This window comes from Brevundimonas sp. Bb-A (assembly GCF_009394735.1).
Lineage (GTDB): Bacteria > Pseudomonadota > Alphaproteobacteria > Caulobacterales > Caulobacteraceae > Brevundimonas > Brevundimonas aurantiaca.
Map to the genome: position 1 here is coordinate 2,925,672 of NZ_CP045456.1, position 13,966 is coordinate 2,939,637.

Annotated in this window: 15 protein-coding genes and 1 other RNA gene; 9 read left to right on the forward strand and 7 right to left on the reverse strand. The window is 68.6% G+C overall.

Annotated features, from left to right (window positions below; translation table 11 throughout):
* Positions 1–28 precede the first annotated feature (28 nt).
* The 4 genes from BSP_RS14435 to BSP_RS14450 form a co-directional block, all read right to left on the reverse strand.
* Positions 29–571 (reverse strand): 5-formyltetrahydrofolate cyclo-ligase, encoded by a 543-nt coding sequence (locus BSP_RS14435; RefSeq protein WP_054766422.1) that lies wholly within the window; start codon positions 569–571, stop codon positions 29–31.
* A 54-nt stretch (positions 572–625) separates the two neighbouring features.
* A non-coding RNA gene (gene ssrS / locus BSP_RS14440) (6S RNA) lies at positions 626–787 on the reverse strand.
* Between the two features lie 65 nt (positions 788–852).
* Positions 853–1,170, reverse strand: coding sequence for a cell division protein ZapA (locus BSP_RS14445; protein ID WP_054766423.1), 318 nt, complete (start codon positions 1,168–1,170; stop codon positions 853–855).
* Complete coding sequence (locus tag BSP_RS14450; RefSeq protein ID WP_054766424.1) at positions 1,170–1,466, reverse strand: hypothetical protein; 297 nt, start codon at positions 1,464–1,466, stop codon at positions 1,170–1,172. The genes BSP_RS14445 and BSP_RS14450 overlap by 1 nt, the downstream gene beginning before the upstream one ends.
* Positions 1,467–1,561: 95 nt before the next feature.
* Here BSP_RS14450 and tkt point away from each other — a divergent pair, with 95 nt between their 5' ends.
* The 6 genes from tkt (at position 1,562) to BSP_RS14480 (ending at position 10,478) form a co-directional block, all read left to right on the forward strand.
* Entirely contained in the window at positions 1,562–3,553 is a 1,992-nt protein-coding gene (gene tkt, locus BSP_RS14455) for a transketolase (protein WP_152950787.1), read from the forward strand.
* A 182-nt stretch (positions 3,554–3,735) separates the two neighbouring features.
* Positions 3,736–4,569: an alpha/beta hydrolase gene (locus tag BSP_RS14460; protein ID WP_152950788.1), complete on the forward strand. Its 834-nt coding sequence runs from the start codon at positions 3,736–3,738 to the stop codon at positions 4,567–4,569.
* Between the two features lie 20 nt (positions 4,570–4,589).
* On the forward strand, positions 4,590–5,786 hold the full coding sequence (gene purT, locus BSP_RS14465; protein WP_152950789.1) for a formate-dependent phosphoribosylglycinamide formyltransferase: 1,197 nt from the start codon (positions 4,590–4,592) through the stop codon (positions 5,784–5,786).
* A 79-nt stretch (positions 5,787–5,865) separates the two neighbouring features.
* A complete protein-coding gene (locus BSP_RS14470; RefSeq protein ID WP_152950790.1) occupies positions 5,866–6,945 on the forward strand; it encodes a site-specific DNA-methyltransferase in 1,080 nt (359 codons plus the stop codon).
* 129 nt (positions 6,946–7,074) lie between these two features.
* Positions 7,075–8,187, forward strand: coding sequence for a glycosyltransferase family 4 protein (locus tag BSP_RS14475; RefSeq protein WP_152950791.1), 1,113 nt, complete (start codon positions 7,075–7,077; stop codon positions 8,185–8,187).
* Between the two features lie 143 nt (positions 8,188–8,330).
* Positions 8,331–10,478 (forward strand): amylo-alpha-1,6-glucosidase, encoded by a 2,148-nt coding sequence (locus BSP_RS14480; protein WP_152950792.1) that lies wholly within the window; start codon positions 8,331–8,333, stop codon positions 10,476–10,478.
* Here BSP_RS14480 and BSP_RS14485 read toward each other — a convergent pair whose 3' ends face one another.
* Genes BSP_RS14485 through mutY form a run of 3 tightly spaced genes read right to left on the reverse strand, consistent with a single transcriptional unit; the run spans position 10,479 to position 12,048 of the window.
* Positions 10,479–10,748, reverse strand: a complete 270-nt coding sequence (locus tag BSP_RS14485) for a BrnA antitoxin family protein (protein ID WP_152950793.1) — start codon at positions 10,746–10,748, stop codon at positions 10,479–10,481.
* The gene (locus BSP_RS14490; RefSeq protein ID WP_152950794.1) at positions 10,702–10,980 is read right to left on the reverse strand and encodes a BrnT family toxin; all 279 of its coding nucleotides are present in this window, start codon (positions 10,978–10,980) and stop codon (positions 10,702–10,704) included. The genes BSP_RS14485 and BSP_RS14490 overlap by 47 nt, the downstream gene beginning before the upstream one ends.
* A 12-nt stretch (positions 10,981–10,992) precedes the next feature.
* On the reverse strand, positions 10,993–12,048 hold the full coding sequence (gene mutY, locus BSP_RS14495) for an A/G-specific adenine glycosylase (RefSeq protein WP_152950795.1): 1,056 nt from the start codon (positions 12,046–12,048) through the stop codon (positions 10,993–10,995).
* Positions 12,049–12,069: 21 nt separating this feature from the next.
* On the opposite strand from mutY, the gene BSP_RS14500 reads away from it, so the two are divergent.
* The 3 genes from BSP_RS14500 (at position 12,070) to BSP_RS14510 (ending at position 13,964) form a co-directional block, all read left to right on the forward strand.
* The gene (locus BSP_RS14500; protein WP_054766431.1) at positions 12,070–12,621 is read left to right on the forward strand and encodes a DUF721 domain-containing protein; all 552 of its coding nucleotides are present in this window, start codon (positions 12,070–12,072) and stop codon (positions 12,619–12,621) included.
* 95 nt (positions 12,622–12,716) lie between these two features.
* Positions 12,717–13,361 carry a DsbA family protein gene (locus BSP_RS14505; protein WP_054766432.1) on the forward strand — a complete coding sequence of 215 codons (645 nt, stop codon included), beginning with the start codon at positions 12,717–12,719 and terminating at the stop codon, positions 13,359–13,361.
* A 3-nt stretch (positions 13,362–13,364) separates the two neighbouring features.
* Positions 13,365–13,964: a thioredoxin domain-containing protein gene (locus tag BSP_RS14510; protein ID WP_054766433.1), complete on the forward strand. Its 600-nt coding sequence runs from the start codon at positions 13,365–13,367 to the stop codon at positions 13,962–13,964.
* Positions 13,965–13,966 lie beyond the last annotated feature (2 nt).

Genomic DNA, 13,966 nt, shown 5'->3' on the forward strand with positions numbered 1-13,966 from the left:
GGCGAGGTATATGTCAATGACATATCCCTCAGAACGCCCGATACCCCGCCTCGGTCAGCACCCCGTGCAGCCGCATGTCGTGCGCCTCCAGGCGCAGCGCCTCCACCGCCTGCCCCGCATAGGCGAAACCCACCCGGATCACCTCGGGCCGGGCCGCGAAGGTGCGGTCGTAGAAGCCGCCGCCCTGCCCCAGCCGGCCGCCGGACGCATCGAAGGCCAGTAGCGGCGTAATGATCAGGTCCGGCTCCACCAACTCGGCCAGCGGCAGGGGCGCGGGACAGCCGGCGGCGTCCAGCTCCAGCGGCTCGCCCGGCGACCAGGCGCGAAAGACCATGGGCGCGTCCCGCTCCAGCACCACCGGAAGGCACAGCCGCCGCCCCGCCGCCTCCAGCGCCACAGCCAGGGCTCCGGTGTCCAGCTCGGACCCCATGGCGCGATAGAGGGCGACGACCGACCCCCGCGGCAGCGCGTCGATGTGGTCGGCGGCGCGTTGGGCGGCGGTCGGGTCGGCGCCGGCCAGGGCCTTGCGCCGCGCGCGGGCGGCGGACCGGAGTTCATGCTTGTCGAACATGGGTGCGCTCAGCTGGCGCGCGTCTCACGCGCAGGGCGAAGAAGGGGAAGGGTTGGCGGCGCCGCGTGAACCGTGAAGAGCGGTTTAAATCCTCTCGACCTGGGTAGCCAGGTGGGCTCCATATGCCCAGGCCCTCGAGCCCGGACAGGGACAGATCCCTTCGAGTGAATTAAGGTCGCGAGGAAATGTTGCCTCCGACGTGAGCCGCAGCAGGACCCGCCGTCGCACAAGATAGGGCCTGCGCCCCGCCTTCTCAAGCGGTGTAATCCGATCAGCCGCCTTCAGATGGATTGGGCGATCTTCTCGATCCGGGCTGCAACCGCATTCAGCGCCTCAGCGACGCCGTCACGGGTGGGCGCCGGGTCGCCCGTCGGGGCCGGCGCTCCGCCGCCGTTCAGTCGGGCCTCATGCAGCTCATCCGCCAGGATCAGAGCCGACATCAGGAAAAGCCGCAGATCCCCCACATGGCCGACGTCCTGGGCCACCTGGCGCACCTGGTTGTCGAACTGTTTGGCCAGGATGCGGACCCGCTCCTCCTGTCCGTCGGCGCAGCCCACCGCATAGGGGCGACCGTTCACCTCCACCGTCACCGTCGCCATCAGTCGGCCTCGCCTTCGATTTCATCGCGAGCCTGACGTTCGCCCTGGACCAGCACCTCTCGCACGGCCTCGGCCGCCCGCCCCAAGGCTTCAGACGCCTCGCGCCCCGCAGCCTCGAGTTCGGCCAGGCGTGCGGCGTCCGCCGCCCCGTTCGCATCGCTGCGGGGCGCGAACAGATCGTCGTCGGCGATCGGCGGCGCCGAAGCCGGTCGGGCCTTCAGCGCCAGGATCTTGCGTTCCAGTTCGGCCAGGGCCCGGTCGATACGGGCCCGTGCGGCCGTGGTGGCGTCTGCCATCGGTCGCTCCTTCAAATTGCGTATAGAACCCGAGGACGCGCCGGGGTAAAGCGGCGCGCCTCTGAATTTCCGTTCCCGCCGAAAGGTCTCGCCTCGTGAACGACGTCAAATCCGCCCCCAAGGCCACGCCCCAGCAGATGGCCAACGCCATCCGCGTCCTCGCCATGGACGGAGTCGAAAAGGCCAAGTCGGGCCACCCCGGCATGCCGATGGGCATGGCCGATGTCGCCACGGTGCTGTTTTCGAAGTTTCTGAAGTTCGACGCGAGCCGCCCCGACTGGGCCGACCGCGACCGTTTCATCCTGTCGGCCGGCCACGGCTCGATGCTGATCTACGCGCTTCTGCACCTGACCGGCTACAAGGCCGCGACCAAGGAAGAGCTGTCGAACTTCCGTCAGTGGGGCTCCAAGACCGCCGGCCACCCCGAGTACGGCCATATGCCGGGCGTCGAGGTCACCACCGGCCCCCTCGGCCAGGGCCTGGCCACCTCGGTCGGTTTCGCCATGGCCGAGCGTCACCTCGCCGCCAAATACGGCGAGGACCTGGTCGATCACCGCACCTGGGTCATCGCCGGCGACGGCTGCCTGATGGAAGGCGTGTCCCAGGAGGCCATCGCCCTGGCCGGCCGCTACCGTCTGAACAAGCTCACCGTCCTGTGGGACGACAATGAGATCACCATCGACGGCAAGGTCTCCCTGTCGGACGCCACCGACCAGAAGGCCCGCTTCAAGGCCGCCGGCTGGGCGGTCAAGGCCATCGACGGCCATGACATGAACGCCATCAAGGCCGCCCTGAAGTGGGCGACGCGCCAGGACAAGCCCACCCTGATCGCCTGCAAGACCAAGATCGGCAAGGGCGCCGCCACCATGGAAGGCAGCCACAAGACCCACGGCGCCGCCCTGGGCGCCGCCGAGATCGCCGCCACCCGCCTGGGCCTGGCCTGGGATCACGAACCCTTCGAAATGCCCCAGACCATCGCCGACGCCTGGGCCAAGGTCGGCCGTCGCGGCGCCAAGGACCGCAAGAAGTGGGAGGCCCGCCTCGCCGCCTCGCCCCAGGCCGCCGATTTCACCCGCGCCATGAAGGGCGACCTGCCCGAGGGCGCCTTCGACGCCCTGAACGCCAAGATCGCCGAACTGATCGAAACCCAGCCCGCCCAGGCCACGCGCCAGTCCTCGGGCGCCGCCCTGGACCAGGTCTTCGCCGCCATCCCCGAACTTGTCGGCGGCTCGGCCGACCTGACCGGCTCGAACAACACCTTCGTCAAGGGCACCCCCATCCTCGACGCGCCGAACTATGAAGGCCGTTACGTCAACTGGGGCATCCGCGAGTTCGGCATGGCGGCGGCCATGAACGGCCTGGCCCTGCACGGCGGGATCATCCCATACGGCGGCACCTTCATGGTCTTCTCCGACTACAGCCGCCCGGCCATCCGTCTGGGCGCCCTGATGGGGGTCCGCGCCATCCACGTCCTGACGCACGACTCGATCGGCCTGGGCGAGGACGGCCCGACCCACCAGCCGGTCGAACATCTGGCGGCGCTTCGCGCCATCCCGAACCTGAACGTCTTCCGCCCCGCCGACACGGTCGAGGCCATGGAGTGCTGGCAGATCGCCCTGCAGTCCAAGACCACCCCTTCGGCCATGGCCCTGTCGCGCCAGAAGACCCCCGCAGTCCGCACCGTCGCCGCGACGGAAAACCTTTCCGCCAGGGGCGCCTATGAGATCAAGGCGGCCTCGGGCGAGGCCAGGGCCACCCTGTTCGGCACGGGCACGGAACTGGCCCTGGCCCTGAAGGCGGCGGAGACGCTTGAGGCCGAAGGCGTGCCGACCCGCGTCGTCTCCGTCCCCTGCTTCGAACTGTTCGAGCAGCAGGACGCCGCCTACCGGGCCTCGGTCATCGGCCGCGGCACGGTGCGTGTCGCCGTCGAGGCCGCGATCAAGCAAGGCTGGGAGCGGTTCATCGGCGAAGACGGCGCCTTCATCGGCATGACCGGCTTCGGCGCCTCGGCCCCGGCGGAAGTGCTCTACGACAAGTTCGGCGTCACCGCCGACGCCGTCGTCGCGGCGGTGAAGGCGCGGCTGTAATCTCTCTTCATCTCCCTCTCCCCCTGCGGGAGAGGGAGACCGCGCACGGCGGCGCAGCCGTCGTCCTGGCGCGGTCGGGCGAGGGGTCACGCCGGCCGAGCCGTTTCGCATCATCCAACCCCTCATCCGGCCCTTCGGGCCGCCTTCTCCCGCAAGCGGAGAAGGATCAGCAGGAGCAGACGATGAAATCGGGCGCCCTCGCCCTTCTTCTGACCCTCGCCCTGTCGGCCCCCGTCGCCCACGCCCAGACGCCCGCCCCCGCCGAAACCCCCATCGTCATTGGCCGGTCCTACGCCCTCCCCTCCGCCGTCATGGGCGCGACGCGCGAGATCAGTGTCTGGCTGCCGCCCGGCTATGCGGGCAGCGGCAAGACCTATCCCGTCCTCTATGTCCTCGACGGCGGCCAGGATCAGGACTTCCACCACATCTCGGGCCTCGCCCAGCTGGGAACCGTCGTCGGCACGACCCGCGACGTGATCGTGGTCGGGATCGCTTCGGTCGACCGCCGCAACGAACTGGCCCTGCCGACGCAAGACCCCGAACTGATCGCCCGCTATCCGACCCAGGGCCATTCCTACCGCTTCCGCCGCTTCCTGGCCGAAGAGGTCCAGCCTTTCGTCGAGACGCGCTTCCGCACCAGCGGCGAGACCGCCCTGATGGGCGAATCCCTGGCCGGCCTGTTCGTGGTCGAGACCTTCCTCAAGGAACCCCAGATGTTCGACGCCTATGTCGCCGTCAGCCCCAGCCTGTGGTGGGACGGGGGCGAACTGGCGCGTCAGTCCGGCGCCCGTCTGCGTGACCAGTCGAACGACCCGCGCACCCTGATCCTGACCCTGGGCGACGAGGGCCCCGAGATGCAGGCCCCGATGGACGTCCTGACCGCCAATCTGCGCGACCACGCCCTGCCCGGCCTGAGCTGGAGCTTCACCCCCCGCCCGACCGAGACCCACGCCACCATCTACCACGGCGCGGCCTTGGACGCCTTCCGCAAGCTCTACGCCGTCCCCACGCCCTGATCCAAACCCCGGAGCCCCCCATGAAACTCGGCACCCCGCTTTCCGACACCGCCGTCCGCGTCATGCTGCTGGGCTCCGGCGAACTGGGCAAGGAGGTCGCCATCGAGCTTCAGCGCCTGGGCGTCGAGGTGGTCGCCGTCGACCGTTATCCGAACGCCCCAGCCATGCAGGTCGCGCACCGCAGCCACGTCATCCCGATGACCGATCCCCAGGTGCTGAACGGCCTGATCATGGCCGAGGCCCCGCACATCATCGTGCCCGAGATCGAGGCCATCGCCACCGAGGTCCTGGCCGACATCGAGGCCGCCGGCATGGCTCGCGTCATTCCCACCGCCCGCGCCGTCCAACTGACCATGAACCGCGAGGGCATCCGCCGTCTCGCCGCCGAAGAGCTGGGCCTGCCCACCAGCCCCTACGCCTTCGCGGGCAGCGCCCAGGAACTGGCCGCCGGCGCCGAAACCGTCGGCTACCCTTGTTTCGTCAAGCCGGTCATGTCCTCGTCCGGCAAGGGCCAGTCCTTTGTCGAAAGCCCCGATGAAATCGCCGACGCCTGGACCTATGCGCAGGACAGCGGCCGCGTCGCCGGCGCCCGTGTGATCGTCGAGGGCCGGATCGACTTCGATTTCGAGATCACCCTGCTGACCGTCCGCTCGCGCGCCGCCGACGGCTCGACCCGCACGGATTTCTGCGCCCCCATCGGCCACCGTCAGGTCAAGGGCGACTATGTCGAGAGCTGGCAGCCCCAGGCCATGAGCCCCGCTGCCCTCGCCGCCTCGCAGGACATCGCCGGCAAGGTCACCGACGCCCTCGGCGGTTTCGGCGTGTTCGGGGTCGAACTGTTCGTCAAGGGCGACCAGGTCTGGTTCTCCGAGGTCTCGCCCCGCCCCCACGACACCGGCCTGGTCACCCTGGCTAGCCAGACCATGAGCGAGTTCGCCCTCCACGCCCGCGCCATCCTGGGCCTGCCCGTCGACGCGACCCAGCGCGAACCCGCCGCGAGCGCCGTCATCTACGGCGGCATGGATGCCCAAGGCGTCGCCTTCGAGGGCGTCGCCGAGGCCTTGTCCGTCCCCACTGCCGACCTGCGCCTGTTCGGCAAGCCCGAAGCCTATGAACGCCGCCGCATGGGCGTGGCGACCGCGCGCGGCGCCGATGTGGACGAAGCCCGCGAACGGGCGCGGGAGGCGGCGGGTCGGGTAAAGGTGGTCCCGGGCTGACGCCGAACAGGGCGGAATCAACACTGCCTTAACCGTAAGGATTCACCATGCCGGTCTCATCGTTCCGAGGCCGCGTTCCATGTCCCAATTCCAGACCGACGTCATTCACCGTGGCGACTGCATCGAGATTCTGAAAAGCCTGCCCGACGCCTCGGTCGATATGGTCTTCGCCGACCCGCCCTATAATCTTCAGCTGGGCGGCGACCTGCTGAGGCCCGACAATTCCAAGGTCGATGCGGTTGACGACGACTGGGACAAGTTCGGCAGCTTCGCCGAATACGACGCCTTCACCCGCGCCTGGCTGACCGAGTGCCGCCGGGTGCTGAAGCCCGAGGGCTCGATCTGGGTGATCGGCTCCTATCACAACGTCTTCCGCCTGGGCGCGGCGATCCAGGATCTGGGCTTCTGGGTGCTGAACGACATCATCTGGCGCAAGTCCAACCCAATGCCGAACTTCAAGGGCACCCGGTTCACCAACGCCCACGAGACCCTGATCTGGGCCGCCCGCTCGCGCGACCAGAAGCGCTACACCTTCAACTACGACGCCCTGAAGGCCTTCAACGAAGACACCCAGATGCGGTCCGACTGGACCTTCGCCCTGTGCACCGGCGAGGAGCGGATCAAGGACGCCGACGGCAAGAAGGCCCATCCGACCCAGAAGCCCGAGGCCCTGCTGCACCGCGTGCTGCTGTCGGCCACCCGCCCCGGCGACGTGGTCCTGGACCCCTTCTTCGGCACCGGCACCACCGGCGCCGCCGCCAAACGCCTCGGTCGCCACTACATCGGCATCGAGCGGGACGAGACCTATGCGGCCGTCGCCGAGACCCGCATCGCCTCGGTCATTCCCGCCAGTCCCGAAGACCTGGCCGTCATGGGCTCCAAGCGCGCCGAGCCCAAGGTGCCCTTCGGCGCCCTGGTCGAGGCCGGCCTGCTGAACCCCGGCGACCGTCTGTACTGCCCCAAGGGCGAGCGCGAGGCCCGGGTCCGCGCCGACGGCTCCCTTGTGTCGGGCTCGCTGACCGGCTCGATCCACAAGCTGGGCGCCCTGCTCGAAAACGCCCCCGCCTGCAACGGCTGGACCTACTGGCGCTTCAAGACCGACCAGGGGCTGAAGTCGATCGACGCCCTGCGTGCGGAAGTCCGGGCGGGGATGCAGTAGCCGCCCTACGGTAAAGCTCTGTAACTCGCCGGATTTGCGACGGAAATTTCGTCTCCGCGACGGAACCGCGCACCCGCGTGAACATTGATGTGAACAGCCCCGCAGCGCCGGGCTGGAGCAAGCACATCGATGAAGATCGCGCAGGTCACACCGCTTTATGAGGCTGTGCCTCCCAAATTGTATGGCGGCACCGAAAGGGTCGTCGCCCATCTCACAGACGCCCTGGTCGATCTGGGCCATGAGGTCACTCTGTTCGCCTCCGCAGACGCACAGACGCGGGCGCGGCTGGTCCCCGTCCGCGACCAGGCCATCCGCCTGGACCCCGCCCCGCTGAAGTCCGATCTCGCCGCCCATATGACCATGCTGAGCGAGGTCCTGGATCGCGTCGATCAGTTCGACGTCATCCACTTCCACACCGACATGATCCACTTCCCCCTGTTCCGGCCCTATGCGGACCGGACCATCACCACATTGCATGGACGGCTCGATCTGAAGGATCTGCCCGGCGTTTACGATCGCTGGAGCGACTTCGGCCTGATTTCCATCTCGGACGACCAGCGCCGCCCCCTGCCCCATGCGAATTGGAAGGCGACCGTGCATCACGGCATGCCCGGCGACCAATATGTCTTCTCGCCGAAGTCAGAGGGCTATCTGGCCTTCCTGGGCCGCATCTCGCCCGAGAAACGACCCGACCGCGCGATTGAGATCGCCACCAAACTGGGCCGCCCGCTGAAGATGGCCGCCAAGGTGGACGCCGCAGACAAGATCTATTGGGAGGAGACCATCCGTCCCATGGTCGAGGCCAATCCCCTGATCGAGTTCATCGGCGAGATCGGCGACCATCAGAAATCAGCCTTCCTGGGCGGCGCCGAGGCCCTGTTGTTCCCGATCGACTGGCCCGAACCCTTCGGCCTGGTGATGATCGAGGCCATGGCCTGCGGCACGCCGGTGGTGGCCTTCCGCTGCGGATCGACGCCGGAAATCATCGAGGACGGCGCCACCGGCTTCCTGGTGGACACCATGGAACAGGCCGTCGCCGCCGCCGACCGTGCCCGCCTCCTGGACCGCGAGGCCATCCGCGCCCGGTTCGAACTGCGCTTCTCGGCCGCCGCCATGGCGCGCCGTTATCTGGACGTCTACGGCGACCTTCTGGCGCGCCGTCCGTTCGCCGAGGCCCCGCTGGCGGACGTGGTGACGCCCCTGCGCCCCTTGGAAGATCGCAGCTTCGCGGCCATAGCCTGATCCCCGTCTTATTGTCGAGGTTCAGCGGCGGAGGGTGAAACCCTCCGCCGCCGGCTTCATTTCATCATCGGAGCGGCCCTTGAGCGCCGCATTCCAATGAGACGTTTCGCGCAGGCTGCAACAGCGACGGGGACAGATACCGCATGGACGACGCCTATTCCACCCAGCTGACCGCCGGTGAGTCCGTCGAGGCTTCGGGCCTGGAACAGTTGATGGCGCTGAAGGCGGGGGACGCCTTCCTGGTCGCCGACGGCTGGGGCGACATGAAGGGCGGGGCCGACGGCCTGTTCGCCGGGGACACGCGGGTTCTATCGCGCTGGACGATGACCGTGGGCCTGTTGAAGCCGTCGCGGCTGTCTTCCGGCGTCAGCCAGGACAACGTCTTCTTTTCCTGCCACACGACCAATCGTCCCCTGCCGCCGATGGGCGGACGCTCGGCCCCGGCCGGGGTGATGCATATCGAACGGCGGCGCTTCCTGTGGGACCGGCGCATGTTCGAACGCATCCAGATGGTCAACCACGGGGTCGAGGACATACTTCTGCCCCTCGCCTTCGACTTCGGCGCCGACTTCGCCGACATCTTCCAGGTCCGGGGGACGCCGCGGGTCAAGCGCGGCACGATCCACGCCCCCACCACCGACGGGCGCCGCGTCACCTTCCGCTACACCGGCCTGGACGGGGTGGACCGCGCCAGCTGCCTGGCCTTTTCCGAACCGCCCGCCCGCCTGACCCATAACCGCGCCGAGTTCATGTTCAGCCTGCCCAAGGGCCGGTCGATGGAGCTGTTCATCGAATGCGGCGTCGATTCCTGCGAGGCGCCGGACGCCCGCCGCTGGCGGCTGAACGCCATCCAGGCCCGTCTGGCGATGCGGGCCAAGCGGCGGCGCGGCGCCTCGGTGCGCGGCCCCCGCAGCCCGCGGTTCAACGACTGGCTGGACCAGTCGCGGGCGGACATGGCCCTGTTGACCACCGACCTGCCGACCGGCCCCTACCCCTATGCCGGCACGCCCTGGTTCTCGACCCCGTTCGGGCGGGACGGCATCATCGCCGCCTGGCAGATGCTGTGGCTGGACCCGTCCCTGGCCAAGGGCGTCCTGACCTATCTGGCCTCGCGCCAGGCGACGGAGACGTCGCTGTTCCAGGACAGCCAGCCGGGCAAGATCCTGCACGAGACGCGCGGCGGCGAGATGAGCGCCCTGGGCGAGGTGCCCTTCGGCCTCTATTACGGCGGGGTCGACACCACCTGTTTGTTCATCGCCCTGGCCGGCGCCTATGCCGGGCGCACCGGCGATCTGGAGCTGATCCGCAAACTATGGCCCAATCTGATCGCCGCCGCCGACTGGATGCGCGACTATGGGGATTCCAACGGGGACGGCCTGATCGACTATCAGCGCGGCGCCGATACCGGTCTATCCAATCAGGGCTGGAAGGATTCCGAGGATTCCATCTTCCACGCCGACGGCCGCTTTCCCAAGGGGCCGATCGCACTCTTAGAAGTTCAAGGCTACGCCTTCGCCGCCTGGCGCGCCCTGGCGGATCTGGGCGAGCGGCTGCACGACGACCGAGCGGTGGAATGGCGCATCCGCGCCGAACAGGTCCGCGCCCTGGTCGAGGACAAATACTGGATGGAGGACGAGGGCTTCTACGCCGTCGCCCTGGACGGAGACGGGGAGCCGTGCCGCGCCATCGCCTCCAACGCCGGCCATCTGCTCTTCACCGGCCTGCCGTCGCCCGAACGGGCGCGGCGCGTGACCCGACGCCTGTTGTCGTCACGGTTCCGCACCGGCTGGGGCGTGCGGACGCTGGAGCTGGGCCAGGCTCGGTTCAATCCGATGAGCTATCATAACGGCTCGGTCTGGCCGCACGACACCGCCATGGCCGCCGCCGGCATGGCCGCCTATGGCGAACGCCAGGCGGTGGCCGAAATCTTGGCCGAGATTTACGCCGCCGCCGCCCATTTCCATCTGCGTCTGCCCGAGCTGTTCTGCGGCTTCCCGCGCGCGCCGGGCGAACCGCCGATCGCCTATCCGGTCGCCTGTCTGCCCCAGGCCTGGGCGGCGGGGTCGGTCTTTCTAATGCTTCAGGCGTCGCTGGGCCTGTCGATCGACGCCTGGAGCGGAACGGTCGATCTGATCGACCCGGTTCTGCCCGCCGGGTTGCAGACGCTGAAGATTCAGGGTCTTCAAGTCGGAGACGCCTCGGTCGATCTGGACATCCAGCATGTGGACGGCCGCGCCGTGGTGGTGCCTCGTCGCAAACAGGGCGGGATCGCCATCCGCACCCTGCGGTGATCAGGCGGCGTCCGACTTCCGTTTCAGCCAGTCACGCAGCGCCTGGTTCATGCGCGTCTGCCATCCCGGCCCGTCCTGTTTGAAGGCGGCCAGCACGTCGGCGTCGAACCTTATGGTGGTCGAGATCTTATCCGCGCCCTTGGGGCGTCCGCGTTGGACCAGCGTCTCTCCTCGATAGTGATCCGCCTTGTCGAACCAGACGTCGTCAAGTTCCGGCGCGTCGTCAGGATCGACCCAATCGGTCTTCGTAGCGTCGCTGTTCACGGTCATTCGCCTTCCTCATCGAAATGATGTGGCGCGCCTCGCCACGCGGCGTCCACACCAGAACCACCATACGGTCGGTCAAACGCCCAATGGTGATCAGACGTCTTTCTCCATAGTCCCGACGATCATCGTCAAACGTCAGATGATCACCGTCGAACACAGCCGACGCCTGGGCGAAATCCAGTCCACGCTCAATCCACGTGCGATCACGCTTGCTGGGATCGAAGGTGATGCGCACAGATTTTTGTTACTACAAAAATAGGTCAGATTCAACGGTCGCCCGATCCAGCGCCTTGGCGAATACGGTGGGCAGGGCCGCGCGCGCCGCTTCGAAAGGCATCCATCGCCAACCCGCCCTCGCCTCGCCTCGCGCCGTCATCACCGTCAAGGTCAGGCTGAAATGGGTGAAAACATGCTCGACCGATCCGACGTCTCGCCAGTCGGCGTCGATCGGCGGCGGCGTCAATGGTTCGCCCGTCGTCCAGTCACTGGTCGGCAGGCCCAGCATTCCGCCCAGCAGCCCTCTCTCCGGCCTTGTCTCCACCGCCACTCGACCTTGGTCGTCGAACAGAACCCAGGCGACGCCCTTCCGCTGCGGCCGGTCCGCCTTCTTGGTCTTGAACGGATAGCGTTCAGGCTCGCCTGTCATCAGACCCGAGCAGTGATCTGCGATCGGGCAGGTCCCACACAGCGGCGACTTGGGCCGGCACACGGTCGCGCCCAGGTCCATCAGGCCCTGGGCCCAGTCGCCGGGCCTTTGATCATTGACGAAGAGGCCCGCCAGCCGCCGGAGTTCGGGCCGCGCCTGGGGGACCGGCGTCTCGACGGCGAACAGCCGCGCCATGACCCGTTCGACATTGCCGTCGACCACATTAGCGGGGCGGCCAAAGGCGATGGCCGCCACCGCTGCGGCCGTATAGGCGCCCACGCCGGGCAAGGCTGAAAGCCCCGCCTCCGTATCGGGAAACACCCCGCCATGTTCGCCCGCCACCGCCCTGGCGCAGGCCAGCAGATTGCGAGCGCGGGCGTAATAGCCCAGTCCCGCCCAGGCGGCCATGACCTCGGCGTCCTGGGCCGCCGCCAGGTCCGACACCGTCGGCCAGCGGCTGGTGAAGGTCTGGAAATAGGGGGTGGCGTGCGGGGTGGTGGTCTGTTGCAGCATGACCTCCGACAACCAGACGCGATAGGGGTCGGGCCTCTGCCGCGTCCCCGGCGGAGCGCGCCAGGCCAGGCTGCGTGCATGGCGGTCGTACCAGTCCAGCAGACGGGCGCGGATCAGGGCGATGTCGGGAGAGACGTCAGTCATGGGATCGGTCTATATAAGCCCATGCGCCGCCCGCTGCCCACAGACGCCGAGGTCCGCGAGATCCTGTCGCGCCGCCGCACCCGCCCGGCGCCGCGCCCGGCGCCGCGCGCGGGCCAGGCCCTGACGCCCCTGATCAAGAAGCTGGACGAACAATTCGGCCGCGGCGCCGGCGCCCTTGAGCCGCGCTGGCGCGAGATCGTCGGAGACCGCCTGGCCCGCGTCACCCGGCCCCAGAAGCTGACCAAGGGCAAGGGCGGCCAGCCCGGCGTGCTGGAGCTGCGCGTCGCCGGCGCCGCCGCCCTGCTGGTCCAGCATCAGTCCGAGGACATCCTGGCGCGGGTGAACCTGTTTCTGGGCGCCGGTTCGGTCGATCGGCTTCGCATCGCCCAGGGACCGATCAAGCCCCTGACCGAGCCGGCCGCCCGCCCCAAACGCGCCGCTGTTCCACCGCCCCTGCCCGCCTCGGCCGAGGCGGAATTGGCGGCCTCCCTGGCCGCCGCACCCGAGGAACTGAAGGCGGCCCTGGCCAAACTGGGCCGAGCGGCGATATCGCGTTCGAACGACCGCGATTGACAAATCTTCGCCGCACCTGTTCTCGAATGATCAAGGTTGCGCGGTTCACCCGGAATCACGCCGCCGATCGCCAACGATCCGACTGAGGAAGTCCCATGGCCCCGACCGAATCCCGCTTCGCCCGCATGAGCCGCCGTGCGGCCATCACCGGCGCCGCCATGGCGACCATGGCCCTGGCCGCCTGCGGCGGCGGCTCCAAGGGCGCCGTCGAGGGCGACATGGGCCTGGGCGCGCCGGAAGGCGCCAAGGTCACCGTGGTCGAATACGCCTCGGTCACCTGCCCCCACTGCGCCCTGTGGCAGAAGAACACCTGGCCAGCGTTCAAGGCCAAGTACGTCGACACCAACAAGGTGCGCTACGTCTTCCGCGAACTGCCGACCCCGCCGGTCGACGCCGCCACCGCCGGCTTCCTGGTCGCGCGCTGCGCCGGGCCGGACAAGTATTTCGACGTCGTCCACCAGCTGATGGCGACCCAGCAGGAGATGCTGACCTCCTCGCCGCGCGACTGGCTGCTGCGCACGGCCCAGGCCGCCGGCCTGTCCGAGCAGCAGTTCAACGACTGCGTCACCGACAAGGCGGCCGTCGCCGCCATGGAGAAGCGCGTCCAGGCCGCCCAAGCCCAAGGCGTGACGGGCACTCCGGCCTTCTACGTGAACGACACCCAGGTCATCACCCCCGGCGGCGAAGGCGCCAGCCTGGCCGACCTGTCGGCCGCCATCGACGCCGAGCTGGCGAAGTAAGCCATGGTCCGGCGCGCCGTCCTCGCCTTTGCTCTGACCGCCGCCCTGGCGGGTCCGGCCTCGGCCGCCGAGCCCCCGCCGCCGGTCACGGCCCAGGACCATGTTCTGGGTCAGGCCGACGCGCCGGTCACGGTGATCGAATACGCCAGCTTCACCTGCGCGCACTGCGCCGTCTTCCACAACGACGTCCTGCCGGCCTTCAAGGCCCGCTACATCGACACGGGCAAGGTCCGGCTGGTGCATCGCAACCTGCCGACCCCGCCCGCCAATGTCGCCGCCGCCGCCGCCGCCGTGGCCATCTGCGCCGCGCCGGGCCGCTATTTCGACGTGGCCGAGGTCTTCATGCGTGACCAGGCCAATCTGCGCACCACCGGCGCCAAGCCCTGGTTCGACGCCGGCCTCGCCGCCACCGGCAAGACGCGCGAACAGGTCGAAACCTGCCTGAACGACCCCGCCACCCGCGCCGCGCTTCAGGCCCAGATCGCCGGCGCCGAGGCGGCCGGGGTCGAGGGCACACCGACCCTGTTCGTCAACGGCAAGCCTGTCGCCGGTTACTCGCTGGAAGCCCTGTCGGCCGCCGTCGATCCGCTGCTGCGCCGGTAAGC

Bases quoted from the DNA above. Each gene is read 5' to 3' on its own strand.
- BSP_RS14435 (WP_054766422.1), bottom strand. From the start codon at position 571: ATGTTCGACAAGCATGAACTCCGGTCCGCCGCCCGCGCGCGGCGCAAG.
- BSP_RS14450 (WP_054766424.1), bottom strand. From the start codon at position 1,466: ATGGCAGACGCCACCACGGCCGCACGGGCCCGTATCGACCGGGCCCTG.
- BSP_RS14445 (WP_054766423.1), bottom strand. From the start codon at position 1,170: ATGGCGACGGTGACGGTGGAGGTGAACGGTCGCCCCTATGCGGTGGGC.
- BSP_RS14485 (WP_152950793.1), bottom strand. From the start codon at position 10,748: ATGACCGTGAACAGCGACGCTACGAAGACCGATTGGGTCGATCCTGAC.
- BSP_RS14500 (WP_054766431.1), top strand. From the start codon at position 12,070: ATGCGCCGCCCGCTGCCCACAGACGCCGAGGTCCGCGAGATCCTGTCG.
- purT (WP_152950789.1), top strand. From the start codon at position 4,590: ATGAAACTCGGCACCCCGCTTTCCGACACCGCCGTCCGCGTCATGCTG.
- BSP_RS14510 (WP_054766433.1), top strand. From the start codon at position 13,365: ATGGTCCGGCGCGCCGTCCTCGCCTTTGCTCTGACCGCCGCCCTGGCG.
- mutY (WP_152950795.1), bottom strand. From the start codon at position 12,048: ATGACTGACGTCTCTCCCGACATCGCCCTGATCCGCGCCCGTCTGCTG.
- BSP_RS14460 (WP_152950788.1), top strand. From the start codon at position 3,736: ATGAAATCGGGCGCCCTCGCCCTTCTTCTGACCCTCGCCCTGTCGGCC.
- BSP_RS14505 (WP_054766432.1), top strand. From the start codon at position 12,717: ATGGCCCCGACCGAATCCCGCTTCGCCCGCATGAGCCGCCGTGCGGCC.
- BSP_RS14475 (WP_152950791.1), top strand. From the start codon at position 7,075: ATGAAGATCGCGCAGGTCACACCGCTTTATGAGGCTGTGCCTCCCAAA.
- BSP_RS14470 (WP_152950790.1), top strand. From the start codon at position 5,866: ATGTCCCAATTCCAGACCGACGTCATTCACCGTGGCGACTGCATCGAG.
- BSP_RS14480 (WP_152950792.1), top strand. From the start codon at position 8,331: ATGGACGACGCCTATTCCACCCAGCTGACCGCCGGTGAGTCCGTCGAG.